Genomic DNA, 22,851 nt, shown 5'->3' on the forward strand with positions numbered 1-22,851 from the left:
GGATTCTCTTTTGCATCCATGCAAAAATCCTGGCATGGCAGACCTGAACGACATCGCGGTTTTCGTGAAGGTGGCGCAGTATGGCAGCTTCAGCCGCGCGGCCCATTCCCTCGGCATGCCGGTCTCGACCGTCAGCCGGAAGGTGACGTCGCTGGAGGAGCAGCTTGGTGTGACGCTGCTGCAGCGCACGACCCGCAAGCTTAGCCTGACGGCGCAGGGCCGGGCCTATTTCGATCAGTGCAGTGAGCCGCTCGCCCATCTTATCGACGCCGAGCAGGCACTCACGGAAACGCAGAAAAAGCCGGAAGGCCTGCTGAAGATCTCCGTGCCCGTCATTTTCGGGCAGGAGGTCTTCTACGAATTCGTATCGTCCTTCCTGAAGACCTATCCCGATATCCAGGTCGATCTCTTCGTCACCAACCTGTTCCTCGATCTGATCGCCGAGAATATCGATCTCGGCATCCGCTTCGGCGAACTCAAGGATTCCTCAATCATCGCGCAGCGGCTCGGAAAGAGCGTGCGTTATCTGGTCGCCGCGCCGGACTATCTGAAGGGCAGGGCGCCTCCCTCAGAGCCCCAGGACCTGAATGAGCATCAGTGCGTGTTGCTGAACGGCCGCAACGGCGAAGCGGAGTGGCATCTGGTCAGCGGCGGCAAGTCGGTCCGCCAGCAGGTGTCGGGGCCGGTCTCGAGCCGGGATTTCGACGCGGTGAGCGCCTTTACCAATCGCGGCCACGGCATCGGCCTTCTGCCTTCGACCTATTGCGACGATGAGATCAGGAGAGGTGCGCTCATCCGCCTGCTGCCGGACTGGTCGTCCGAGGAGATATTCGTGCATGCCGTCTATCCCACCCGCCGCTTCTTGCCCGCCAGATTGCAGGTCTTCCTCGACGCGCTGAAAGCATGGAAAAGCCCTTTGTGGCTGCCGCTGCATTGAGCCGGCCATCACCGAAAATTGAAACTACCGGCGTGGCCGGGCGTCCTGCATCGGCCAAGCTGTGCTAAGGTTGCGCGCTTGGATGGCGCGGGGATCTGCCGATGCTGACGACAGTTGCGGTGCTTATGGGTCTTTCCGGCCTCGTCCCGGCAGCGCAGGCGGGGGGAAACGAGGTTGACGTGACCCTGGTCCTTGCCGTCGACACCTCGCGCTCGATGGATTTCGAGGAGATCGGCATCCAGCGCGAGGGTTATGTCGAAGCGCTCAAGCACAAGGAATTCATCGATGCGGTGAAGGGCGGTCTGACCGGCCGCATCGCCATCAGCTATTTCGAATGGGCGGGCTATGTCGTCCAGGATTCGGTGATCGACTGGCAGGTCATCGAGACGGAAGCGGACGCGATCGCTTTTGCCGAAAAGCTCGAAGCCCGGCCGATTGCCACGCAGCGGCGTACATCGATCTCCACCGCGATCGCCCAAGGCGCCAGCATGATCGTTTCCAGTCCGTTTCCGTCCAGACGACAGGTGATCGATGTGTCGGGCGATGGCCCGAACAATTCCGGAAATCCAGTCATATCCGCCCGCGACAAGGCGGTGGAAGCAGGCATGATCATCAATGGCCTTGCCATTATGCTGCGGCCCTCCGATGCGCCGAACGGGCTCGACACATATTATGCGGATTGCGTGATCGGCGGCCCCGGCGCCTTCGTGCTGCCGGTCCGCAACATCGAGGATTTCGCCGTTGCCGTGCGCCGCAAGCTGGTGCTGGAGATCAGCGGGTTTTCCCCGCCGGCAACGGTGCAGAGAATCACCGGCGCCGAGACCGGGGTCGACTGCCTGGTTGGCGAGAAACAGTGGCGGGATTTTTTCGAGCGGTGACGGCGGGCGCGTGCGCCGACGCCGAATGAATGCACGGAGCAGCGTTGGAGGTGTCCTTCGAGGCTACTGGCCTTCCTCCTGCGCACCTCAGGGAGGTGCGCAGGAGGAAGGCATGCCTCAACAAGGGCTGTTTGAGTTCGCCGGAAAAGACCGCTGCCTATAGCGGCAGCTCTCGGCCAGACTGTTCACTGACCATGTAGTCGGCGTACCAGTCCGGCCAGCCCTCGTCGTGCTTGCCGCCGTTTCGCTTTTCGTGTTCGCCGTGGGCGGTCGCCGCGCGGCGCAGCGCTGATGCAAGGTCGCTCGAGGTCGCAAAGGCTGTCTCGTCGGCGTCGATGCGTCCCGCCAATCGCGTGGTGACCTCCTGGAATAGCCAGCCATTGCCATCGGGATCCTTGAACGAGGCGAAGGAGCGATAGCTGCGGTTTTCGGGATCTCGGCCGGCGATGCGCAGCCGTCCGAAGAGATAGGGCTCGTCCTTGCCGGCATAGACGCCGGCAGCGTCGTGGAACACGTCGCTGACCTCGACGCCGCGAGCGATAAGATCGCGGCGGGCGGCCTCGATGTCGGAGACGATAAGGTAGAGCCCCTGGGCGGAGCCAGGTGGCGCGGCGGTGACGTTCTCGCCGAAGATGATCGCGCAGCCGGAGCCGGGCGGGGTAAACTGGAGCACCCGGAAATCGGCATCATTGGCGAAGTCGGCGTCGAGCCGCCAGCCCAGGCTGTCGTAGAAACGTTTGGCGCGATCGACGTCGGAAACGGGGATGACGACCACCTCGAGCTTGGTGTCGACGGGCCGTGTTCGCGAATTTTCGATAGGGGTTTCACTGCGCATTGCATTGCTCATCTTCAGCTCCTTAAGGTTTGGGACGCATTAAGAATGGCGATACATGTCGGGGGTGAGTGGATCACAGCGCGGCGAGGGCGTCGAATCAATTATTCTGTCGGAATTGACCTGATGAAGACGGCGGGATCGGTCCCGCCGCCCCGGTTCGGGGGGAGCCGCCTTACGCGGCAAGAGCGGCGCGTGTCTTCCCGATTGTGAGCGCGGCCTTTGCGGCCTCCCGCCCTTTCTCGACGAAATGCGCGCGGTAGATCTGCTTATGGTGCTCGGTTTCCTGATACTGATGCGGCGTCAGCGAAACCGAAAGCACCGGCACGCCGGTATCCATGCCGGCGCGCATCAGCCCGTCGACCACCGCCTGAGCGACGAATTCGTGGCGGTAAATTCCGCCGTCGACGACGAAAGCCGCGGCAATGACGGCGCCATAACGTCCGCTTGCGGCCAGATCGCGGGAAAGCAGCGGCATCTCGAATGCGCCGGGAACATCGAACACATCGACCTGTTCGGGCGGCACGAGCTGATAGAAGCCGTCAAGGGCGCGGTCGACGATGTCGGCGTGCCAGCTGGCTTTGATAAAGGCGTAGCGGGTGGGTGTCATGGTAATCTCCTTTGGCGAACAGACACATCACCCAAGGCGATCACGAACGTCCCCGACAGCCGCAAGGGCTGGGAACGTGCGTTCTCTTTCATCCGGACTATGACCGTCGGCTCAGGCATCTCACCTGATCTGCTGACCCTTCCGAGGAAGGCGCTCGCGGGCTCGCAATCGAAACTGCATACCGCCGGTAGGGACTTTCACCCCGCCCTGAGAACGGCCGGGACAATAGGGGGAAGACGAAGGGCTGGCAATAGGGCGAAATGCTTGCATCGCGGAGGCGGGGATGGGGTGAGGCGATCGCCACCTAGCTGGCTGCACCCCCCAGAGAGCCTTGTCCTGAGGTGCGCCGCAGAGGCCCCGAAGGACGCGGCGGGTGCGCGGATGCTAGATGAAGGCAGGGAGCAGCGTTGCGGCGAGTGCTTCGAGGCTCCGCCCCACGGGCTACGCGCCTCAGCATGAGGGACGTTGGAGGATGCCGCGCCGGTGCCGGGCGACGGGGGCGGCGTGGCCCGACCACCCTTGCTGATCGGGTACTTCCGCCTACATGCTCACGCGAGGACACCCACGTCAAAACAGCATGACCCGCTGATCCCGCCCGCGGCGAGGCAGGCCATGACAACTATCGGAGAGCGTGATGCCAGAATCTTTCGTCGTTCACCGCGAGGCGCATATTGCGGCGCCGCCGGCCGCAGTGTTTGCGCTGATGACCGACCCGCAGAAGATCCTGCGCTGGATGGGGACGGAGGCAGAGGTCGAGCCGCAGCCGGGCGGGCTCTATCTTGTCAACGTCACCGGTGCCCGCTTTGCGCGCGGCTCGTTTCGCGAGGTGGTGCCGGTTCATCGCCTTGCCTACAGCTTCGGCTGGGACGGCAGCGAGGTGGTGCCGCCGGGGTCGAGCCTCGTCGAGATCGACCTGATCGAGCAGGGGGGCGGAACACTGCTGCGACTGACGCATAGCGGCCTACCGAGCGCCGATCAATGCGCCGGGCATGCGGAAGGCTGGGCGCATTACCTTGGGCGGCTGACCGAGGTCGCCGCCGGGCGTGACCCGGGTCCCGACGCATTTTACGGCAGGACATGAACGGTTTTTGCGGGCCGGTGGATGGCCCTGAAGCGCCTGCCCTTGCGGGAAAACCAGCTGGCCGGCGCTGCGATGAGCGGTCCGAAATCGCTTCTTTTTCTCCCGCAAACATGAACGTGAAGTTCATCTCCAGTTCAATTTGGCGGCCCTAGGGTGGGAACGGCTGGATGAATTGGAGTTTTCGATGAAGGCACTTTCTATCGCGGCTGCCTTGCTCGCTGGCAGCCTCTCGGTCGGCACAGCTGAGGCGATGCCGATGGGGACAATCAATGTCCAGAGCAATGTCACGAAGGTCGACTATGCGTGCGGCCGCGGCTGGCATCTGACCCGCTGGGGCGAATGCCGGCCAAACTGGCGACGCCCGCCGCCGGTGGCCTTTTACGGCGGTCCGCCCCGCTGGGGCTGGGAGCGGCGTCACCGGGATTGGGATGGTCCGCGCTGGCGCGATGATTGGCGCGGCGATCACCACCGCCGTTGGCGGGATGACGACTGAAGCCTTCCCAGGGGCAAATTGACGAAGGCCGGTGCGATATTTCGCCCGGCCTTTTCTCTTGAATGTTACGACTGTGATCAGGTCAGATTTTGCTGACCAGCCAGTACTTGCCCTCGATCAGTTCTTCGAGTTCGATCGGATCCTTGACGCCGAATTCATACCATTCGACAAGTTCCTTCGCCTTGCGGCTGCTCTCCTGTGCTGTCAGCTCGACCTGATGCCTGTCGCACCACCGCCGAAGGATCGACGTCAGCAGCGTCATGTCATTCCCATCCAGCGGATCTTTCGGCCAGAAAATCGTGCCCATCGTACCCCTCAATCACACGATGACGAACCGCCGCATAATGGAAGCAAAACGGCGCAAGTTTAAAGCGTTATTTTTTGCTTTTCGCCGTGATGGAAGAATCTCGACAGGAATTGTCTGCGTGGAATGGCTGAAGGAGTCGATGGGGCTTCAGAAGGCATCCTTGCGGACGTCCCGGGGCGATGTCATGTTGAAGCATGGATCTGCCATCTCCCCTTGCCTGGTTGGTTGATGAGGCCGGTGCCTCGCCTGGTCCCGAACGGTTTCTGGCCGAGCTCGGGCGCCGGCTTTTGGCTGACGGCCTGCCGCTTTCGGGCGGCGCGCTGACGCTTTCCGTGCCGCACCCAATCATCGCTCGGCGCACCTGGCTGTGGCGGGCCGAGACCGGGGCCGTCATTGAGGCGCTGGCCTTTGCTGCAGCTCCGCAGAGTGAGGCCGGGCGCGACTGGCTGGGTGGGCTCGGGCCGGTGTGGGAGAGCCGGATCGGGCCTGCACAGGATAATCAGGCATCGGACGGGCCGCTGCTTGGCTGGGCGGGAGTTGCCAACGGGGCAGGGGGCGGCGCATTCGGTGCGGCCGAGGCCAGTCTGCTGCGCGAAGTCGCGCGTTTTGCCGCAGCGCCGCTCGCCGCTTTGGCGGCGCGGGAGGCGCGGGCCGCGCTGCTCGAAGCCTATCTCGGCCGGCGCAGTGCTGCCCGGGTGCAGGCCGGCGCGCTTGCCCGCGGCACCGGTGAGACCATCCGCGCTGCCCTTCTCTGTGCCGATCTGCGTGATTTCACCGCGCTTTCGGAAGTGACGGAGCCGCAGGCGATGATTGCCGCGCTCGACGCTTATTTTGATCGCGTCGCCGGCGCAGTGCACGCCTTCGGCGGCGAGGTGCTGAAATTCATAGGCGACGGCGTGCTGGCGATCTTTCCGGTCACCGCGACGTCGGGCGAAGCAGACATCGCCCGGGGGGATCGCGAGGCCTGCGAGGCCGCCCTGCGGGCGGTCGCCGCCAGCCGTGCCGGCATGAGCCATCTCGACCAGGTGCGCCAGGCCCAGGGGCTGGCGCCGTTGCCGTTCGGCGCGGCGCTGCATTTCGGCGAGATTCTATGGGGCAATATCGGTGCGGCCGACCGGCTGGACTTTACTGCCATCGGCCCCGCGGTCAATCTGGTCAGCCGCCTGGAAGGGCTCTGCAAGCCGCTCGGCAGAAACGTGCTGATTTCGGGAGCGGTGGCGGCGAATACGACGACGGCCTTGATGCCGCTCGGAGAGCATAGCTTGCGCGGCATTACCGACCCTTGCGCAGTCTTCACCCTGGCAGAAGCTTAAGTCACGGACAGGGCGCTTGCAGTTATGCAAAGAAAATTTTGCAAAGATATCTTTGCAATGGTAAGCTTCTGGCATGAAGGATCCCCATCGCCAGACCGTCGCCCATTCAAAGCCGCCGCGCACCGTCAGCCGGGTCGTACCTGATCCCGTCGCGTTGAAGGCGCTGGCGCATCCCGTCCGGTTGCGCATGCTCGGCATGCTCAGGGTCGATGGACCCGCCACGGCGACGCAGCTGGCGGTGCAACTGGGATTGAACAGCGGTGCGACCAGTTATCATCTGCGCCAGCTTGCCCAATACGGCTTCATCGAGGAAGCGCCGCATGTTTCACGGCGCGACCGCTGGTGGCGGGCCAGTCACGAGCTCACCTCGGTGCCGGCAAGCGAGGCCGAGGGTGAAGCGCTGGATCTCGATCACGCCTTCAACCAGGCGGTCCTCTCCTTGCAGGTCGGCCAGATGCAGCAGGCGCTGGAGGAATATGCCGAACTGCCGGGGGAATGGCGCAAGGCGAGTGCTGCCAACGACATGATCATCCCGATGACGGCAAAACAGGCCGAGGCGCTGACCAAGCAGCTGACCGACATCATCCTCGAAGCGATGCGGGTAGCTCCGCCCTTGGGTGAGCCGGCACCCGGGGATATGGTTCCCTTCTCCATCATGCTGCATGCCTTTCCCTATCCAGGCCGGCTTCCGCATCGCGAAAAGGATGGCGAACCGTGAGAAGGGGCGGGCCTTTCCTAGCGCTTGCCGCAGCCGAGGCGCTTTCGCTTTCCGGCACGCGGCTATCGACCATTGCTATTCCCTGGCTGGTGCTGAGCACGACGGGTAGCCCTGTCCTGACCGGGCTGACGGCGATGATGGAGATGCTGCCCTATGTCGTCGCCAAGGCGCTCGGCGGGCCGCTGATCGACCGCGTCGGCGCCAAGCGCATCGCCATCGTCTGCGATACCGCTTCGGTGGCCGCGGTGGGACTGGTGCCGCTGCTCGATTTTTTCGGCCTGCTCGGCATGCCGGTGCTTCTGCCCGTGGTCTTTGCCATGGGCGTGCTGCGTGGGCCTTCCGACGCCGCCAAGCAGGCAATGGTTCCCGACATCGCCGCGCTCGCGAATGTGCCGCTCGAACGGGTGACCGGCGTCGCCAATGCGATCGAGCGGCTGGCCTCGACGGCGGGGGCGGCCGGCGCGGGCGCGTTGATCGGGCTGATCGGCCCGGGCCAGGCGCTCCTCGTCAATGCCGCCACCTTTGCCGCCGCCGCTCTGATCGTCGCAGTCGGCATCCCCGGGATGCGGCGCGCGCCCGAGCTATCCGGCGCACCCGACGTCCGACCGGCCGAAAGGGCTTCCTATCTCGACGATCTCCGCGAAGGCTGGCGCTTTTTGCGTGGCGATGCGGTGCTCGTCAGCATTGTCGCCATGGTGGCGATCACCAATCTGCTGGACCAAGCCTATCATGCGGTGCTGCTGCCTGTCTGGACACGCGATTCCGGCCATGGTCCGGAACTGCTGGGGGCGATGTTTGCGGCCTTCACCGGCGCTTCGATCGCCGGCGCGGCGATTGCGGCGGCGATCGGCGAACGGATGCCGCGCCTGATGGTCTATACCGTGGCGTTCCTCTTGACCGGATTTCCGCGCTTTTTCATCCTTGCGCTGGATGCGCCGCTCATCCTCATCTTCGTCACCTTGGCAATCGCCGGATTTGCCTCGGGATTCCTCAACCCGATCCTGTCGGCGGTGGTTTTCGAGCGCATCCCCAAGCCGCTGATCGGCCGCGTGACCGCGATGAATGCCGCCCTCTGTTTTGCGCTCATTCCCTTCGGCGGCCTCGTCGGCGGCGCGCTGATCAGCACGATCGGCCTTGCCGCGGCACTATTGCTCACCGGCCTTGCCTATCTCGCCGCAACTCTCTTTCCCCTTGCGCTGAAAAGTTTCCGTGGCTTCGACAAGGCTATTACCGATGCCGGTGCTTCCGTATCAAGGCGATGAGCGCGGTCTCTCGTGCCCCAACGCCTCGACCATCAGATCGACAAAACGATGGATGCGCGGTTCCAGCAGGTGCTTGTCGGGATAGAGCATGACGATCTTGGCGTCATCGGTTTCGAGGTCGGGGAGGACGTGCCGGAGACGGCCAGCGGCGAGATCGTCGGCGACGAGGAAATCGGGCAGGAGAGCGATACCCAGCCCCGCCAAGGCGGCGTCGCGGACCGCCTCTGCGCTGTCGAGCCTCAGGCGGCTGCGCCCCCGCGCCTTGATCCACGAGCCGCCTTTGCCGCGAAAACGCCAGCCTTGTCTTTGATTGCGGCTGGCGAAAATCAGGCAGTCATGGGCTGCGAGATCGTCGATATCGCGCGGCTCGCCGCGTTCGGCAAGATAGGACGACGAGGCGCAGAGCCGCGTCCTGTAGGTGGCGATCACGCGCGAGACCAGCCGGGAGTCCGATGCCGTCGCGCCGATCCGGATTGCCAGATCGAAGCCTTCCTCGACGATGTCGGCAAGACGATCGGTTTGGCTCATCTCCACCTGGATGTCGGGCCAGGCCCGAAGATATTCTTCCAACAGGGGCAGCACGACGCGCCGTCCGAAGGCATCAGGCACGGTGAGCCTGAGAACGCCGCGCGGCGTACCGCTCTTGCCTGCCACGCTCGCTTCTGCCTCGTCTACCGATGCGAGGATTTGCAAGCCACGGTCGTAAAACACTCGCCCTTCGTCGGTCAGGTTCAATGTTCTCGTCGTGCGGTTGAGCAGACGTGCGCCGAGCCGGTCCTCCAGGCGGATGACGGCCTTTCCCGCCGCCGAACGGGACAGGCCCAAGGCCTCGCCGCCGGCGATAAAGCTTCCGGCATCGACGACGGCCATGAAGATCAGGATATCGTTCAGGTTCGTACGCGGCATCAGGCAACTCGAGCGGTTCGCTACAGCCATAAGTCGGTCAGTCAGCGACCGATTCAAGGCTCGGACCATCAACGTCCAACGCGGCTGTAAGGTCCCGACGCTCCGCTTCTATGTCGGAGTGCGTTCGGTCTGATATTTCGAGATGGAGCTGACGCTGGTGCTAAGCCCGCGGCGGAGTTCGGCCGATTGGGACGCGGGAAGCCTGGCTACAGCATATCGCCGAGACTCCAATGGTTGTTCCATCGGGCGTCGATCTCGTCGTCGACATTTTGATATCTGATGTCGGTGGAGAGGCGCAGCCGTCGGCTGCTGTCCTGGTTGGTGGTCGAGGCGTGGATCATATGGGGCGAGTGGAGCACAACGTCACCAGCCTCATAATCGGCAGCGAGCCAGCGGGTGTCGAAGCGCTCCGCCATATCAGGGAGATCCTTCGACACCCAGCCGCCTTCCGTCATGTGGCTGTTATAGGCACTGATCCGCTCTTGCGGAGAAAGATCGTCGCTTGCGGCCTGGAACTCGGCCTCCATCTTGACGCCAAGCGCATGCGAGCCTTCGAGGTAGACCAGGCCGCCCATCTCGGTGGGAATGTCGCCGATCGGGATCCAGGCCGTCACCAGGCGGCGGGTGCCGCCGCGGAGGTAGACGAGATCGTAGTGAGCGGGTGTGGCCGTCGGCGATCCCGGCTGGGTGAAACGCATGATCTTGCGCTTGTGCAGATAGGAAATGCCCTGCAGGAAATCATCCATGAAGCGGATGAGCGGCGGTTGCGTGCAGAAGCCTTCATAGGCGGCGGAGCGGACGAGCGACATCAGGCGCCGATCCGCCAGGCTCCAGTCGCAGCCGGTGGCCGATGCGAGCCCCAGCGTAAAATCGCTGCCGGGCTCGACCAGTCCTGTCGCAGCGAGGCGTTCGAAGACCCAGCCACGGAAGTCGATGATATCGGCCCGTGGCAGAAGACCTTTCAGCCAGACATAGCCATCGTCCTGGTAGCGGCGGCGGATGGCGTCGACGCCGATGGCCGGATCGGTCGGCGTGAGCCAGCCCATCCGCTCCGCAGCCAAGGTCTTGCCGTGGGCGGTAAGGGGAAAATCCGGCGTTCGGGTCTGCGCGGCTCTGGCGGCAATCGACATTTCAGCCTTCCTCAGCTTAAGTTGATTTGCCACCAATTAGCTGATCTGCAGGGATAATCGACATAGAGAAAATTGGCAGCTGGACTTTTCGCTCATCATGAGAGACGCCGAGGCCATCTATAGAACGCCGCTCGGCGCGGCCGGCGGCCTGGCGGTCATCGGAAGCGGCAGGCAGCACGCCCGCCATGCGGTGAGCGACCGCAAACTTCCGAGTTTCGCCGTCGTGCTGGTGGAGCGCGGGCCAGGCTGGCTGGAAACCGCAGCCAGCGGCCGGCTGAGGCTGACCGGGCCTGCTCTGTTCTGGCTGTTTCCCAACCGCACGCATTCTTACGCTCCCGACGAAGGCGGCTGGGACGAGCGCTGGGCGCTTTTCGAGGGATCCTTCACGCGAGACTTCGTCAGGCTGAGGATGATTGCCGAGCGGCACCCCGTCGTCGCCTTGCATCATCTCGATGAGCTGACGCGGCTCTTCGGCAAGCTTCATGCCGATCTGCTTGACGATACCAACTTTGGGCAGGCGTCGGCGGCATTGATGCTGCATCACATCGTCATCGCAGCCGCCAGACAGGCGAGCGGAGGGGCCAATCGACACCAGGGAAGGCCTGATATGGCCGACATCGTCGAAACGCTATGGCAGCGGGCGATGCAACCGCTCGATCTCGCTGCCTTCGCCGCCGAGCACGGCATGTCGCCGGCGACGCTGCGCAGGCGGTTCACGCTTGAAACCGGACTGCCTCCCAAAGCATTCCAGCTTCGGGTGCGCATGGACCATGCCAAACAGCTGTTGGCAACCACCGACCAAAAGATCGAAACGGTGGCCGCCATGGTCGGCCTGGACGACCCATTTTATTTTTCACGGGTCTTCCACGAGCGCGAGGGCTGCAGTCCTCGCGAATTCCGCGCTAGATATAGGCGGGTGTGAGCGCCCGGCAGCATCGGTCGGAGCGTCAGCGCCAGCCAAGCGCCGGGGCGACGTGGGTCAGGATCGCCTCGATGACATGGGCGTTGTAGGCAACGCCGAGCTGGTTGGGGACGGTGAGCAGCAGTGTGTCGGCCTCGGCGATCGCCTGATCCTCGGCGAGCTGCTTAACCAGGGCATCGGGTTCGGCGGCATAGCTTCGGCCGAAGATCGCCCGGGTCTTCTCGTCGAGGAAACCGATCTTGTCGTCCTCGTCATTGCCGTAGCCGAAATAGGCGCGATCGCGGTCGTCGACGAGTGCGAAGATGCTGCGGCTGACCGAGACGCGCGGCTGGCGCGTGTGGCCGGCTGCCTTCCAGGCCTCGCGGTAGGCGCGGATCTGGTCGGCCTGCTGGACGTGGAACGGCTCTCCCGTCTCGTCGTCCTTCAGCGTCGAGCTCTGCAGGTTCATGCCGAGCTTGGCCGCCCAGACGGCGGTAGCGTTGGAGCTTGCGCCCCACCAGATCCGCTCGCGCAGCCCCTCCGAATGCGGCTCGAGGCGCAGGAGGCCTGGCGGATTCGGAAACATCGGCCGCGGGTTGGGCTTGGCAAAACCTTCGCCGCGCAACACCTCGAGGAATACTTCGGCGTGATGGCGGGCCATGTCAGCCTCGCTCTGGCCTTCGGGCGGGGCATAGCCGAAATGGCGCCAGCCATCGATCACCTGCTCGGGTGAGCCGCGGCTGATGCCAAGCTGCAGCCGGCCGCCGGCGATGAGGTCGGCGGCACTGGCATCCTCGGCCATATAAAGCGGGTTCTCGTAGCGCATGTCGATGACCGCGGTGCCGATCTCGATCCGGCTGGTTTTTGCGCCGACGGCTGATAGTAGCGGGAAGGGTGCGGCCAGCTGGCGGGCGAAATGATGCACCCGAAAATACGCCCCGTCGGCACCGAGCTCCTCGGCCGCGACGGCAAGGTCGATCGACTGGAGCAGCGCATCGCCGGCCGAGCGCGTCTGCGATTGAGGCGAGGGCGTCCAGTGCCCGAACGAGAGGAAACCGATCTTCTTCATGCCGATGCCGCACCTTGAACCGTTGTGTAGGGGTCGATCGGTCATCGCACAGTTCCGGCCCGGAAGACAATCGGAACTGGTCGGGTGGGGCGCATCGATGTTGTCGGAACCGGTCTTTCGGCGGGAGGGCCGCCAAACGCCGGTTGCCGCAAACTCTCTGCCGTCCTGAGGTACACCGATCAGTTCTCGTCCTTCGAGGCCCTCACGGGGCACCTCGAGATGAGATCGGAGAGAGCCAACAGCCGCGCCCGCCGATCTCCTCAAGCGGAAGGAGAACCAATCGCGGTAAATGCCGGATATGGAGTCGGTTTTCGCGATGGCGGCGGGGTTTGCGTTTGTTATGATGCCGCGGACGGCGAAGGTGCGTGAGCCTCGGTGCCAACCCTTGCGCGCCTTCTCGGCCTTGACCGCGGGCCGTCACATTGCCGCCGAGAGGCTTGGAACATGCGCTACAGGTTTGCCATAGGCGATATTCACGGCTGCATCGATCCGCTCGACAGCATGATCGATCGCATCACAACTTACGCTTCCGAGGGGACTGTGGTTTTCCTTGGCGACTATATCGATCGTGGGCCTGACAGCAGACGTGTCCTCGACCGGCTCATTGCCGGTCCGTCCGACCCGTGGCGCTGGATCTGCCTGAAGGGCAATCATGAGGACATGATGGTCGCTGCCTATGCCGATAGCGATAACAGAGCCGTATGGCTTGGCAATGGCGGATTTGAAACCGAGATTTCGTTTGGCGGCAGGGTTTTGCCCCAGCATCTGCAATGGGCGGCCGGTCGTCCGCTCATGCATTTCGATCGGCACCGCATCTTCGTCCACGCCGGTGTCGATCCCGCATTTCCACTGGAGCAGCAGAGCGAGCACGATCTTCTATGGATCCGGTTTCCTCCCGGCCGGTCTGAAGAGTATTGGGGCAAGCATTTGGTCCACGGCCATACACCGTCGCTATCCAATCCGGTGACGACAGGAAACCGCACCAATATCGACAGCGGCTGCGTCTTCGGCGGCAAGCTTTCCTGTGCGGTGTTTGATGATGACGTTGCCGGCGGGCCGATTGACTTCATCGAGGTGAAGGCATGAACTTAGCCGCGTCGATAAAGGTGTAAAGCCGCAGACGGCTGAGCGGGAGCAGTGCGCAGCGAGGTATCTATCGCCTCGCTATGACCCGTCAGCAAAAAAAATGGCGAGAACGCCACCCCGGAGGAAAGATTGATGGCGTTGGCACCATCACTGGCGGCCTATACCTCGCCTGCCGGCAGCAAGCCGCAGCCAGGGCGCCAAATGGAAGCCGCTCATCAGCAGGTACATCGGCACCATTCCGCCGATCGGCAGGAAATCCGGCGTGGTCGTGCAGATCATGTCGGCGCTGCTAGCCGTGGCCGTCAGCAGCGCCATGAGCGCAAATGTCGGGGCGGCGGCGAGCGACAGCCAATCAGCGGCGGCGAGGGTGCTCCAGGTGGATTTGCCCGGTTTACCGACGGACCCGTCTGCAGCGGCGGCCAGCGAGAGCCATTCGGCGGCGTTGAGGGCGGCGTTGCCGCCCGGGGCAGCCATGCTGGCGCCCGAGGCGGCGTATTCGCCGCCCCTTTTCGAGGTGTGGAGGGGAAGCGGCATTGGAGTCACTCCTTGCCATATCGGTCGTGGTGGCGCCACCAGACGCCGGTTTCGTTGCGTCCCTTGGGAGCGCGGTCGAGCCATTGGTACATGCCCCAGAGCCCGTCGAGCCCGCGGGAATAGCTGGAATAGCTGTGGTAGACGGCGCCATCGGCAAGCTCGAAGGCGCTGACGCCCGGCCGGTCGCGGGTGTAGGTGGCGACATCGGTTTCGGTCATGGCGGCGATCTGCGCCACCGGTCCCTCGCTGCCGCGCAACTGCCATTCCTGCACGGTCTTGCCGGCCAATGGTTCGAAGGCGAGTGGTTCGGGGGCGGGCTGCTCGCGGCGGTAATTATATTCTATGTCGCCCTGGCGCTGCTGCTCGGGGGTGAACCAGACGCTGAAATCGCCGTTGAAGTCGCTGCCGAAGGAGGAGGCCCAGGGAAAGCTCCAGCCCATGCGCTGCTTGAATGCCTGAAGCTTTGCGATCGGCGCCCGCGAGATCGCCGTGAAGGCGACGTCGTGGTTTTCGAGATGAACGAAGAAGCCGTTGAATCCGTCGGCGATCGAGGAGCAGGACGGGCATCCGGCGGTGTAATCCGGCCCGAACATGAAGTGATAGACGAGGAGCTGCGAGCGGCCGCCGAAGAGGTCCTTCAGCGAAACGTTGCCCGCCTCGGTGTCGAAGCGGTATTCGTTGTCGATCCTGACACGCGGCAATTGCTGGCGCTTCATCGCCAGCGCGTCGCTCTGCCGCGTCAGCACCTTTTCCTCTTCGAGCAGATCGAGCCGCGCTTCCAGCCACTCCTGCCGTGTTCCGAGCTGTATCGTCATTGGGTCTTCTCCTTTGCCTGTCTATCGTCGTAGCATCCGGCGCAGGGTTGCCAGCCGGTCTCACGCAGATTACGGCCGGGCAGGGGAATAACGGGAGTGACAAGTGTGACGGGATTTGAATGGACTCGCTGATCACAGCCGCGGCGCGGGCGCTGGCATCGGGCGATGCACTCGGCGCGCTGAAGCGGGTGGCGTTGCGCGACGATGCGCCGGCACTGGCGCTGCGCGGCATCGCGATGGCACAGCTTGGCGATCTCGTTCGCGCCAAGGCGCTGTTGAAGAGTGCGGCGCGCGCCTTCGGCCCACGGGAGGCAGTGGCGCGAGCGCGCTGCGTGGTCGCCGAGGCCGAGATCGCGCTCGTCTCGCGCGATCTCACCTGGCCGCCGAAGGCGCTGGAAGCGGCGCGCAAGGTGCTGGATGCGCACGGCGACAGGGTCAATGCCGCCCATGCAGGCAATGTGGCCATTCGCAGGCTGGTGCTGATCGGCGGCCTCGACGAGGCCGAGCGCTCGCTCGCAGCACTCGATCCGACGCCGCTGCCGCCGGCTCTGCGGGCTGCCCACGAGCTGGTGGCGGCTGGCATTGCCGTCCGCCGCTTGCAGACGAGGGCGGCGCGTTCGGCGCTTGACCGGGCAAGGCTTGCAGCGCGCGCGGCCGATATCCCGGCTTTGACGGCGGAGGTCGAAGCCGCCGCCCTGGTGCTCGATACTCCGGCGGCGCGGCTGCTGTCGCGCGGGCAAGAACGTCCGCTGCTGCTTGCTGCGGTGGAAGAGCTGCTTTCCTCCGGCATGCTCGTCGTCGATGCCTGCCGCCATGTGGTGTGGAACGCTGGGACGGCGGTCTCGCTGGCGACGCGGCCCGTGCTGTTTGCGCTCGCCCGCGCACTTGCCGAAGCCTGGCCGGCGGATGTGGCACGGGGTACGCTCATCGCCCGTGCCTTCCGTGGCAAACACGCCGATGAATCGCATCGCGCCCGGCTGAGGGTCGAGATCGGCCGGCTGCGCGCCGAGCTGCGCGGACTGGCGGAGGTTTCGGCGACGAAGCGCGGCTTTGTGCTTTCGCTGCCCGGCGCCCGGGAGATTGCCGTGCTGGCCCCCCTCGTCGAAGGGTCTCATGGGGCGGTGCTCGCCTTTCTGGCCGACGGCGAGGCTTGGTCGAGCTCGGCCTTGGCGATCGCGCTCGGAGCGAGCCCCCGCACCGTGCAGCGGGCGCTGGATTCCCTGGCTGGGGAAGGCAAGGTGCAATCACTGGGGCGCGGGCGGGCACGGCGCTGGATGAGCCCGCCGCTATCGGGTTTCCCGACGATCTTGTTACTCCCCGGGCCGCTGCCGAGCGATTAGGATCGCCCGAGACATAAGCAAGCCCGAGTTTTAGGGAGGCCCGAGTTACAGGAAGGCCCGAGTTACAGGAAAGCTTGAGTTATAGGGAAAAGAGATGAAAAAATCAGCTGCGAATATCCTGCGTGAATATGGACCGTTTCCCGGCGCCGAGCGCGTCAATGGCGTCACCTTCGACGGCGCGCATGTCTGGTTTGCCTCGGGCGACCGCCTGAACGCGCTCGATCCCGCAAGCGGCGAGGTGGTGCGCTCGATCGAGGTCGCGTCCCATGCCGGAACGGCCTTCGATGGCGAGTTTCTCTATCAGATCGCCGAGGATGTCATTCACAAGATCGACCCGAAGACCGGCCGCATCCTCTCCACCATCCCGGCGCCCGGCAATGGCGGCGATTCCGGGCTTGCCTGGGCCGAAGGCACGCTCTGGGTCGGCCAGCACCGAGGCCGCAGAATCCATCAGATCGACCCGGAGACGGGCAAGATCCTGCGCACCATCGAATCCAACCGAGTCGTGACAGGCGTTACCTGGGTCGACGGCCAGCTCTGGCACGGCACCTGGGAGGGCGACGACAGCGACGTCCGGCGCATCGACCCCGAAACGGGGGAGGTGCTGGAACGTCTCGACATGCCCGAAGGCGTCGGTGTCTCCGGCCTCGAATCCGATGGCGGCGACTGCTTTTTCTGCGGCGGTGGCGGCAGCGGCAAGGTTCGCACGGTGCGCCGGCCGGGGTGAGAGCCACGCGCCACCGTGGTAGGGCCCGGTCGCGCGAAGTGGGAGCGATCGATCCAATAGATCGATTTGCGGGGACGCAAAGGCAAGGACGGGACGAGACGTCGTTGACGCTGCGCCGAAGACGCCGATGCGGCATATCCTCTCCCCGGCGGCCGTTTGCTCACCAGCAATCAGTGCGAAGCCGGAAATTGACACGAGCGCACTTGCAGAATTTCGATCGAGTGGGCGATTGATTTCGTCACTTAACGATCTACCTTCGCGGTTTCGGGCGAGGGCTTTGCCCGAAGCCGTTATGACCGCGGGAAAGACTTTGAAGCATCTGCACACAACGCTCGGGCCTAGGAGCAAATCTCAACTGGGGATGATCCTCCCGCATGAGCACGTCTTCGTTGACCTCAGGACACCCGACCAGCCCGGTTATGCCGAAGCAGAGACCGACGCCGTCGTTCGGCTGATGGCCCCGGAAATCGAGCGGATCAAGAAGCTCGGGGTGACGGCACTCGTCGAATGCTCGACGGGCGGCGTCGGACGTCGTGCGGATATCGATCTTGCCGTGTCGCTTGCTACGGATTTTCCGATTGTGGTTCCCACCGGCAATTACCGCGAGCCGTGGATCCCCGAATGGGTCCGCTATGCTTCCGAGAAGGAGCTTGAGGCGTGGATGCTTCGCGAGCTGACGGAGCAGATCGGCGAGACTGGGTTCCAGGCGGGCTGGATCAAGCTCAGCGCCGGCGATGACGGCATGACGGCGCTCGAGACGAAAATCCTGCGGGCAGCCGCGCGCGCGGCAGCGCAGACAGACGCCGTCATCGGCAGTCATACGATCAGAGGACGGGTCGTCATGGATCAGCTCGATGTCATCGAGGCGGAGGGCTACAGGGCCGACAGGTTCATCTCGATCCATACGCAGGAAGAAAAGGACTTCGCCTACAACGTCGCCGTCGCCGAGCGCGGCGCTTGGATCGAGTATGACCATGTCGGCAGGGCCGGGGACAAGGAGGTGGCGGAACTGGTGATGAAGGCGCTGGAGGCGGGCTGCGGCGACCGCCTGTTGTTGAGCCATGACCGGGGCTGGTTCGATCCGGCGCTGCCGATGGGCGGGACACCCAAGCCGTACACCCATCTTTCCACGGTCCTGCTGCCCGAGCTAAAACGGCGGGGCGTGGACGACGGGACCCTGATGCGCCTGACCCACGAGAACCCGTTCGAGGCTTTCGCCCGATAGGGGCAGGGGGCGGGCGAAAGAAACCTACCGGCGTAACCGTTTTCCGAGAAGCGCGATGATCACGTGAGCGGGGCGCCGATATCAACGGCCTGCTCAAAATCCGCAACTTGTCCGCATCGATGAGATCGGCCGGCGTCACGATGCCCTTGGCGGTGATTTCCTCTCCGAGGCTCGCAATCTCAGTACGACGATACGCCGACTTATACCGCTGGATCCTCATCGAACAAAAGCGCCATGCCGATCGCATCGATGAACCGGCCGTCGATACGCGCGGCGCGCCGAATTATGCCCTCGCGCACGAACCCTAGTTTTTCATAGAGTGCGATCGCCCGGAGATTGTCTTGGTAAACATCGAGTTCGACCCTGATAAACCCGACCTCCTGCGCGGCCCTTAATGTCGTCTCGATGAGCTTTCGTCCGAGACCCTGGCCGCGATAGGCCGGAAGAATCCCCATGCCAAGCTTTCCGCGATGGGCGTGCGACGGGAAGAAATGCCGGTTGATGTCGCACCAGCCGACGACCTCGTCTTGAGCGATAGCAACGAATTGCGGATTGGCTTTTGCAATCATGCCCATCACGAAGGCGCGCGTTTCCGGTAGCGGCGTCGCTTCCAGCATGGACAGGTATTTTTTCTCCCGCGCGACCACATCGAGCGTGCGATGAAAGCTGTCGATTTGGGCAGCAGAGATCGGTTCGATCCTGACGTCTGACGTATCCGGCGCGGCGGCGTCCATGCGCTTCTCCTTCGACGATCGCGAATGCATTCGGCGGCATGCCGCGGACTTTAGGGGAGCGTATAATTCACGGTCCGTCAACCTTTGCGTGTCAATTTCTCGGCAGCAGGCGCCATCAAAAGGTTGCAGATATTGAAGGTCAGGCTAACATCCCACATTACATTCGTCTTGGTGACACTCACCTGCGCGGCGGCTGTGTTGCTGTGCGGATTTGCCTGGCTCGCCGCCGTGAAGGTCGATGATCTCTCGCTGCGCCGGCAGGCCGACTTTGTCGACCAAGGACTGGAAGAGCAGATCGCGGCGCTTCCCCGAGAACAGGAAAGCATTGCCAAATGGGACGATGCCTTCCTTTATGCCAAGCAGCGGAACCATGAATGGCTGCTCGACAATATCGGCCGGTGGACGAGCCAGTATTTCGGGCACGACAGGACTTATATCTTCGACGATACCAATCGCCTGATGTTTGCGTTCCGCGACGGCGCGGATGCCATGCCGCCACGGCTCGGCAGCGACGACGGCCAAGAAATGACAGCACTCGCCGGGGAGATGCGCGCGGTTCTTGCCGAGCAGGCTGCAAAGCCCGGCACCAAACCGCTTGGTCAACTGGCGACGGTTCGTACGATCATGATCGGCAGCCGGCCGGCAATCGCCAGCGCGCGTCCCATTCTGCCGAGCTCGGCCAGGATGCAGGTCGAAGCGGGCCAGGAGTTCATCGCCGTCTCGGTCAAGTTCATCGATGAAAAAGCCGCCGAAAGCATCGCCCATTATGCGCGCCTCGAAGGATTGCATTTCGCGTCGAAAAGTGAGGACGGGCGCGCTGAGGTGCCGGTCTCGTCACGAGACGGCGGCACGATCGGTTATCTCGTATGGTCTCCTATCCTGCCCGGATTCATGCTGCTTCAACAGATCGCACCGGCTGGGCTTGGCTGCCTGGCGCTGCTGATCGCTGTCGTGTTCTGGCTCGGGCGCGGTCTTCATCGCACGTCGCTGACCTTGCTGGACAGCCAGGCTGAGATCACCCATCACCACTACCATCTGGAAGAAATGGTGGCCGATCGAACGGCAGAGATCGAAAGGCAGAGAGAGGAACTGGACCGGCTGCTGGTGCACGAACGCCAGGTCAATGCGCTCCAGCGCCAGTTCGTTGCCATGGCGTCGCACGAGTTTCGCACGCCACTCGCGATCATCGATGCCGCCGCCCAGCGGCTCTGCCGCTCGACCACCAATGTCAGTGGCGGTTACGTTCACGAAAAGGCGGGCGTGATCCGCAGCGCGGTGGTGCGCATGGTCGATCTGATGGAGAGCATCCTCGCCAGCGGCCGGCTCGAAACCGGACAGATCACACTGAAGCGGAGCGAAGGCGATCTGAAAGCGCTGCTCGTCGCCTGCTGCGACAGACAGCGCCACCTCAGCCGCTCGCATGTGCTCCATCTCGATGTCGAGTCGATGCCCGATCTGTTGACGTTCGACCGCAGCGCGATGGAACAGGTCTTCACCAACTTGATTTCGAACGCCGTCAAATATTCGCCCAACGCGCCGAACATTTATGTTCGTGCCCGGGTTGAGGAAAAGACGGTAGAGATCGCTATTGCCGACAGCGGCATCGGCATGGATTCGGATGATCTGCCGAAGCTGTTCCAACCCTATTATCGCGCTCGCAGTGCTACGGGCATTGCCGGAACCGGCATCGGCCTGAACGTCGTCAAGCAGGTCGTCGAATTGCATGGCGGTACCGTTGAGGTGACGAGCGAGCTCGGCAAGGGCACAACATTTATCATTCTTCTGCCAATAGAGTTTCTATTGTCGGATCAGCACGTCGCAGCTTAGGGAAAAGCTTATGGTTACAGTCCTGTGCATAGAAGATGAAGTCGAGATCCGGAACCTCCTCGTCGAGGAACTGAGCGAAGCCGGGTACAAGACGCTCGAGGCCTCGAACGGCGCCGAAGGGCTGGAAATGATCCTGTCGAAATGGCCCGATATCGTCATCAGCGATATTTCGATGCCGGTCATGGACGGACACCAGCTTCTGGCGGAAATTCAGATCAATCACCCCGAGCTCTCCAACATCCCCTTCATCCTGCTGACGGCGCTGACCGACCGGGAAAACACGCTTGCCGGTCTGCGCGGCGGAGCGGCGGACTATCTGACAAAGCCGCTCGACTTCGACCTGCTGCTCGCCAAGCTTGAAGGTTGCGTGACGCGGCTGGAAAATGACAAGGCGGTCAATCGGTCGTTTTGAGGAGTGGTTTGGGCGATGATGAAGAGTGTGCCGTGCGGCCCCTGGCCCGGCATCAACTGGCGCCTAACCTCTCCCCGTCATTCCTGTGCTTGTCACAGGAATCCAGCCACGGCGCGTCTGCGCCGTGAATGACTCCATGCAGCCTTCAAGAAAGTCTTCCGCGCCCAAGCACTTGGGCGCACTGGATTCCTGTGACAAGCACAGGAATGACGGAGGAGAGGTGGGTGCGAGATGACCACGGATGCCGCACGCTGCTGCCCGCAGCATCTCGGCCCAGTCCCCGCCTCACACTCCTTACCTCCCCAACACATCCCCCAGCATCTCGAACACTTTCGCATCTAGGGTCTGCGACACATTGAACCGCATGAAATTCGTCGCCGATTGCGACAGGCTGAAGGCATTTCCGGGAGCCAAAACGATTCTCTTTTCCAATGCGGCCCGCGCCACATCAGCGGCATCGACGCCATCGGGCAGGCGGCACCAGAGGAACATGCCGGCCTGCGGCTCCAGCCAGGGCACTATCCCCAGGCCCTTCAGCCTGGTCGAGACTTCGCTCATTGCCCGGGAGAGCCGCTGTCTCAGCGTCTCCACGTGTTTGCGATAGCTGCCGTCGCTCAAGACGTTCAGCACCAGCTCCGCCGTCAACCGGCCGCCGCCGAAGGAGGTGGCGATCTTGAGGTCGGTCAGGCCGTCGATCCATTCCGGTTTTGCGGCGACGAAACCGCAGCGGGCCGAGGCCGACAGGGTCTTCGAAAAGCTGCCAATGTGGACGACCCGTTCGAGGCCGTCGAAAGCGGCAAGGCGGGGGGCCGGCGCATGCTCGAAATCGGCAAAGATATCGTCCTCGATGATAGTGAGGTCGAATTGATCGGCGAGTTTCAGAAGCCGATGGGCCGTCACCGGGGAAAGCGTTGCGCCGGTGGGATTGTGGATGCCGGAGTTGGTGATGTAGAGCCGCGGCCGCTTCTCGGCGACGACTTGGGCAAATCGCTCGATATCGGGACCGGACGGCGTGTAGGGCACGCCGACAATCTTTGCCCGGTGGGCGCGCAGAAGCGCGTGGAAATTGAAATAGCAGGGGTCGTCGACCAGCACCGTGTCGCCGGGCTCGAGCAGGAAACGGCAGAGCAGATCGATTGCCTGGGTGCCGGAGTCGGCCAGCATGATCTGGTCGGGGGAGGCTTCGATCCCTCGTTCGCCCATGCGGCGGCAAATCAGCTGTCGCAGCTGCGGCAAGCCGAGCGGCGAGCCGTAATCGGCGAGCGCCGGTCCATCGGCGCGGGCAAGGGTTCTGAGCCCGCGGCGCATGCCTTCCCCCGGCAGCCAGGAGGGCGGCAGCCAGCCGCAGCCGGGCTTCAAGGCGGTTTCATCGGCCTCCAGCGATTGCCGGGATATCCAGAAGGGATCGACGGCGCGGTCGAGCTTCGGCCCGGCCTCGGCAAGCGCAAAGGGGGCTGCCTGGTTGGCGACGTAAAAACCCGAGCCCGGCCTTGCCAGGATCGCGCCTTCGGCGACGAGGCGCTCATAGGCGTCGACGACGGTCGAGGTCGACAGCTTCAATGTCGCTGCCAACCCCCGGACCGAAGGCAGCCTTGCACCGGGTGTGAGGCTGCGCCCCGCGATGCGCTGCCGGATCGTCGCGACGACCATCTCCACGCGCGTGCGTGCTTCGTCCATCTGTACTGCTTCCGCACCATAACAGTTTCGCGAAACC

Annotated in this window: 24 protein-coding genes and 1 riboswitch; of the genes, 14 read left to right on the top strand and 10 right to left on the bottom strand. The window is 63.5% G+C overall.

The window, feature by feature from the left end; translation table 11 throughout:
* Window positions 1-34 precede the first annotated feature (34 nt).
* Window positions 35-937 (top strand): LysR family transcriptional regulator, encoded by a 903-nt coding sequence (locus HJB83_RS30830; protein ID WP_221116730.1) that lies wholly within the window; start codon window positions 35-37, stop codon window positions 935-937.
* Window positions 938-1,038: 101 nt separating this feature from the next.
* Window positions 1,039-1,815, top strand: a complete 777-nt coding sequence (locus HJB83_RS30835; RefSeq protein ID WP_207580999.1) for a DUF1194 domain-containing protein — start codon at window positions 1,039-1,041, stop codon at window positions 1,813-1,815.
* Window positions 1,816-1,972: 157 nt separating this feature from the next.
* On the opposite strand, the gene HJB83_RS30840 is transcribed toward HJB83_RS30835, so the two are convergent.
* Window positions 1,973-2,662 carry a VOC family protein gene (locus tag HJB83_RS30840; RefSeq protein ID WP_221133158.1) on the bottom strand — a complete coding sequence of 230 codons (690 nt, stop codon included), beginning with the start codon at window positions 2,660-2,662 and terminating at the stop codon, window positions 1,973-1,975.
* Window positions 2,663-2,822: 160 nt separating this feature from the next.
* Window positions 2,823-3,257: a 6,7-dimethyl-8-ribityllumazine synthase gene (locus tag HJB83_RS30845; RefSeq protein ID WP_007630468.1), complete on the bottom strand. Its 435-nt coding sequence runs from the start codon at window positions 3,255-3,257 to the stop codon at window positions 2,823-2,825.
* A 76-nt stretch (window positions 3,258-3,333) separates the two neighbouring features.
* A riboswitch (FMN riboswitch) is annotated at window positions 3,334-3,476 on the bottom strand.
* A 415-nt stretch (window positions 3,477-3,891) separates the two neighbouring features.
* On the opposite strand from HJB83_RS30845, the gene HJB83_RS30850 reads away from it, so the two are divergent.
* Window positions 3,892-4,338 carry an SRPBCC domain-containing protein gene (locus HJB83_RS30850; protein ID WP_207580997.1) on the top strand — a complete coding sequence of 149 codons (447 nt, stop codon included), beginning with the start codon at window positions 3,892-3,894 and terminating at the stop codon, window positions 4,336-4,338.
* 184 nt (window positions 4,339-4,522) lie between these two features.
* Window positions 4,523-4,831 (top strand): GCG_CRPN prefix-to-repeats domain-containing protein, encoded by a 309-nt coding sequence (locus tag HJB83_RS30855; protein ID WP_221133157.1) that lies wholly within the window; start codon window positions 4,523-4,525, stop codon window positions 4,829-4,831.
* 82 nt (window positions 4,832-4,913) lie between these two features.
* On the opposite strand, the gene HJB83_RS30860 is transcribed toward HJB83_RS30855, so the two are convergent.
* Window positions 4,914-5,138, bottom strand: a complete 225-nt coding sequence (locus tag HJB83_RS30860; protein WP_207580995.1) for a hypothetical protein — start codon at window positions 5,136-5,138, stop codon at window positions 4,914-4,916.
* A gap of 194 nt (window positions 5,139-5,332) precedes the next feature.
* On the opposite strand from HJB83_RS30860, the gene HJB83_RS30865 reads away from it, so the two are divergent.
* From HJB83_RS30865 to HJB83_RS30875, 3 genes are all read left to right on the top strand, one after another.
* Entirely contained in the window at window positions 5,333-6,451 is a 1,119-nt protein-coding gene (locus HJB83_RS30865) for an adenylate/guanylate cyclase domain-containing protein (RefSeq protein WP_207580994.1), read from the top strand.
* A 73-nt stretch (window positions 6,452-6,524) separates the two neighbouring features.
* Window positions 6,525-7,169, top strand: a complete 645-nt coding sequence (locus tag HJB83_RS30870) for a helix-turn-helix transcriptional regulator (RefSeq protein WP_207580993.1) — start codon at window positions 6,525-6,527, stop codon at window positions 7,167-7,169.
* A complete protein-coding gene (locus tag HJB83_RS30875; RefSeq protein WP_207580992.1) occupies window positions 7,166-8,431 on the top strand; it encodes an MFS transporter in 1,266 nt (421 codons plus the stop codon). Before HJB83_RS30870 ends, HJB83_RS30875 begins: the two co-directional genes overlap by 4 nt.
* Here HJB83_RS30875 and HJB83_RS30880 read toward each other — a convergent pair.
* Together HJB83_RS30880 and HJB83_RS30885 are read right to left on the bottom strand one after the other, a co-directional pair.
* Window positions 8,420-9,337, bottom strand: a complete 918-nt coding sequence (locus HJB83_RS30880) for a LysR family transcriptional regulator (protein ID WP_207580991.1) — start codon at window positions 9,335-9,337, stop codon at window positions 8,420-8,422. The genes HJB83_RS30875 and HJB83_RS30880 overlap by 12 nt on opposite strands.
* 206 nt (window positions 9,338-9,543) lie before the next feature.
* Complete coding sequence (locus tag HJB83_RS30885) at window positions 9,544-10,467, bottom strand: phytanoyl-CoA dioxygenase family protein (RefSeq protein ID WP_207580990.1); 924 nt, start codon at window positions 10,465-10,467, stop codon at window positions 9,544-9,546.
* 97 nt (window positions 10,468-10,564) lie between these two features.
* Between HJB83_RS30885 and HJB83_RS30890 the strand changes: the two genes are divergently transcribed.
* Window positions 10,565-11,389, top strand: a complete 825-nt coding sequence (locus tag HJB83_RS30890) for an AraC family transcriptional regulator (protein ID WP_221133156.1) — start codon at window positions 10,565-10,567, stop codon at window positions 11,387-11,389.
* 25 nt (window positions 11,390-11,414) lie between these two features.
* Here the strand turns inward: HJB83_RS30890 and HJB83_RS30895 are convergent, their stop codons facing one another.
* A complete protein-coding gene (locus HJB83_RS30895; RefSeq protein WP_207584339.1) occupies window positions 11,415-12,437 on the bottom strand; it encodes an LLM class flavin-dependent oxidoreductase in 1,023 nt (340 codons plus the stop codon).
* 444 nt (window positions 12,438-12,881) lie between these two features.
* Here HJB83_RS30895 and HJB83_RS30900 point away from each other — a divergent pair, with 444 nt between their 5' ends.
* Window positions 12,882-13,523, top strand: coding sequence for a metallophosphoesterase family protein (locus tag HJB83_RS30900; protein ID WP_221133155.1), 642 nt, complete (start codon window positions 12,882-12,884; stop codon window positions 13,521-13,523).
* A gap of 147 nt (window positions 13,524-13,670) precedes the next feature.
* Here the strand turns inward: HJB83_RS30900 and HJB83_RS30905 are convergent, their stop codons facing one another.
* Together HJB83_RS30905 and HJB83_RS30910 are read right to left on the bottom strand one after the other, a co-directional pair.
* Window positions 13,671-14,057: a hypothetical protein gene (locus HJB83_RS30905; protein WP_221116737.1), complete on the bottom strand. Its 387-nt coding sequence runs from the start codon at window positions 14,055-14,057 to the stop codon at window positions 13,671-13,673.
* 5 nt (window positions 14,058-14,062) lie between these two features.
* The gene (locus HJB83_RS30910) at window positions 14,063-14,872 is read right to left on the bottom strand and encodes a thioredoxin family protein (RefSeq protein WP_207580986.1); all 810 of its coding nucleotides are present in this window, start codon (window positions 14,870-14,872) and stop codon (window positions 14,063-14,065) included.
* 119 nt (window positions 14,873-14,991) lie between these two features.
* On the opposite strand from HJB83_RS30910, the gene HJB83_RS30915 reads away from it, so the two are divergent.
* The 3 genes from HJB83_RS30915 (at window position 14,992) to HJB83_RS30925 (ending at window position 18,164) form a co-directional block, all read left to right on the top strand.
* Complete coding sequence (locus HJB83_RS30915; protein WP_207580985.1) at window positions 14,992-16,212, top strand: helix-turn-helix domain-containing protein; 1,221 nt, start codon at window positions 14,992-14,994, stop codon at window positions 16,210-16,212.
* Window positions 16,213-16,306: 94 nt separating this feature from the next.
* Window positions 16,307-16,939, top strand: coding sequence for a PQQ-binding-like beta-propeller repeat protein (locus HJB83_RS30920; RefSeq protein WP_207580984.1), 633 nt, complete (start codon window positions 16,307-16,309; stop codon window positions 16,937-16,939).
* 310 nt (window positions 16,940-17,249) lie between these two features.
* Complete coding sequence (locus tag HJB83_RS30925; RefSeq protein WP_207584338.1) at window positions 17,250-18,164, top strand: phosphotriesterase; 915 nt, start codon at window positions 17,250-17,252, stop codon at window positions 18,162-18,164.
* A gap of 200 nt (window positions 18,165-18,364) precedes the next feature.
* Here the strand turns inward: HJB83_RS30925 and HJB83_RS30930 are convergent, their stop codons facing one another.
* Complete coding sequence (locus tag HJB83_RS30930) at window positions 18,365-18,898, bottom strand: GNAT family N-acetyltransferase (protein WP_207580983.1); 534 nt, start codon at window positions 18,896-18,898, stop codon at window positions 18,365-18,367.
* 84 nt (window positions 18,899-18,982) lie between these two features.
* Between HJB83_RS30930 and HJB83_RS30935 the strand changes: the two genes are divergently transcribed.
* The gene (locus HJB83_RS30935) at window positions 18,983-20,725 is read left to right on the top strand and encodes an ATP-binding protein (RefSeq protein WP_221133154.1); all 1,743 of its coding nucleotides are present in this window, start codon (window positions 18,983-18,985) and stop codon (window positions 20,723-20,725) included.
* Between the two features lie 10 nt (window positions 20,726-20,735).
* Window positions 20,736-21,137, top strand: a complete 402-nt coding sequence (locus HJB83_RS30940) for a PleD family two-component system response regulator (RefSeq protein WP_164011395.1) — start codon at window positions 20,736-20,738, stop codon at window positions 21,135-21,137.
* A gap of 294 nt (window positions 21,138-21,431) precedes the next feature.
* Here the strand turns inward: HJB83_RS30940 and HJB83_RS30945 are convergent, their stop codons facing one another.
* Window positions 21,432-22,814 (bottom strand): PLP-dependent aminotransferase family protein, encoded by a 1,383-nt coding sequence (locus HJB83_RS30945; protein ID WP_207580981.1) that lies wholly within the window; start codon window positions 22,812-22,814, stop codon window positions 21,432-21,434.
* Window positions 22,815-22,851 lie beyond the last annotated feature (37 nt).

The organism is Rhizobium sp. NZLR11, assembly GCF_019685115.1.
In the GTDB taxonomy this organism is placed as follows: Bacteria; Pseudomonadota; Alphaproteobacteria; order Rhizobiales; family Rhizobiaceae; genus Rhizobium.

What these genes read in the sequence shown, in the direction of transcription:
- HJB83_RS30830 (WP_221116730.1), top strand. Translation starts at nt 35, where the DNA reads ATGGCAGACCTGAACGACATCGCGGTTTTCGTGAAGGTGGCGCAGTAT.
- HJB83_RS30835 (WP_207580999.1), top strand. Translation starts at nt 1,039, where the DNA reads ATGCTGACGACAGTTGCGGTGCTTATGGGTCTTTCCGGCCTCGTCCCG.
- HJB83_RS30840 (WP_221133158.1), bottom strand. Translation starts at nt 2,662, where the DNA reads ATGAGCAATGCAATGCGCAGTGAAACCCCTATCGAAAATTCGCGAACA.
- HJB83_RS30845 (WP_007630468.1), bottom strand. Translation starts at nt 3,257, where the DNA reads ATGACACCCACCCGCTACGCCTTTATCAAAGCCAGCTGGCACGCCGAC.
- HJB83_RS30850 (WP_207580997.1), top strand. Translation starts at nt 3,892, where the DNA reads ATGCCAGAATCTTTCGTCGTTCACCGCGAGGCGCATATTGCGGCGCCG.
- HJB83_RS30855 (WP_221133157.1), top strand. Translation starts at nt 4,523, where the DNA reads ATGAAGGCACTTTCTATCGCGGCTGCCTTGCTCGCTGGCAGCCTCTCG.
- HJB83_RS30860 (WP_207580995.1), bottom strand. Translation starts at nt 5,138, where the DNA reads ATGGGCACGATTTTCTGGCCGAAAGATCCGCTGGATGGGAATGACATG.
- HJB83_RS30865 (WP_207580994.1), top strand. Translation starts at nt 5,333, where the DNA reads ATGGATCTGCCATCTCCCCTTGCCTGGTTGGTTGATGAGGCCGGTGCC.
- HJB83_RS30870 (WP_207580993.1), top strand. Translation starts at nt 6,525, where the DNA reads ATGAAGGATCCCCATCGCCAGACCGTCGCCCATTCAAAGCCGCCGCGC.
- HJB83_RS30880 (WP_207580991.1), bottom strand. Translation starts at nt 9,337, where the DNA reads ATGCCGCGTACGAACCTGAACGATATCCTGATCTTCATGGCCGTCGTC.
- HJB83_RS30885 (WP_207580990.1), bottom strand. Translation starts at nt 10,467, where the DNA reads ATGTCGATTGCCGCCAGAGCCGCGCAGACCCGAACGCCGGATTTTCCC.
- HJB83_RS30890 (WP_221133156.1), top strand. Translation starts at nt 10,565, where the DNA reads ATGAGAGACGCCGAGGCCATCTATAGAACGCCGCTCGGCGCGGCCGGC.
- HJB83_RS30895 (WP_207584339.1), bottom strand. Translation starts at nt 12,437, where the DNA reads ATGAAGAAGATCGGTTTCCTCTCGTTCGGGCACTGGACGCCCTCGCCT.
- HJB83_RS30900 (WP_221133155.1), top strand. Translation starts at nt 12,882, where the DNA reads ATGCGCTACAGGTTTGCCATAGGCGATATTCACGGCTGCATCGATCCG.
- HJB83_RS30905 (WP_221116737.1), bottom strand. Translation starts at nt 14,057, where the DNA reads ATGCCGCTTCCCCTCCACACCTCGAAAAGGGGCGGCGAATACGCCGCC.
- HJB83_RS30910 (WP_207580986.1), bottom strand. Translation starts at nt 14,872, where the DNA reads ATGACGATACAGCTCGGAACACGGCAGGAGTGGCTGGAAGCGCGGCTC.
- HJB83_RS30915 (WP_207580985.1), top strand. Translation starts at nt 14,992, where the DNA reads ATGGACTCGCTGATCACAGCCGCGGCGCGGGCGCTGGCATCGGGCGAT.
- HJB83_RS30920 (WP_207580984.1), top strand. Translation starts at nt 16,307, where the DNA reads ATGAAAAAATCAGCTGCGAATATCCTGCGTGAATATGGACCGTTTCCC.
- HJB83_RS30930 (WP_207580983.1), bottom strand. Translation starts at nt 18,898, where the DNA reads ATGGACGCCGCCGCGCCGGATACGTCAGACGTCAGGATCGAACCGATC.
- HJB83_RS30940 (WP_164011395.1), top strand. Translation starts at nt 20,736, where the DNA reads ATGGTTACAGTCCTGTGCATAGAAGATGAAGTCGAGATCCGGAACCTC.
- HJB83_RS30945 (WP_207580981.1), bottom strand. Translation starts at nt 22,814, where the DNA reads ATGGACGAAGCACGCACGCGCGTGGAGATGGTCGTCGCGACGATCCGG.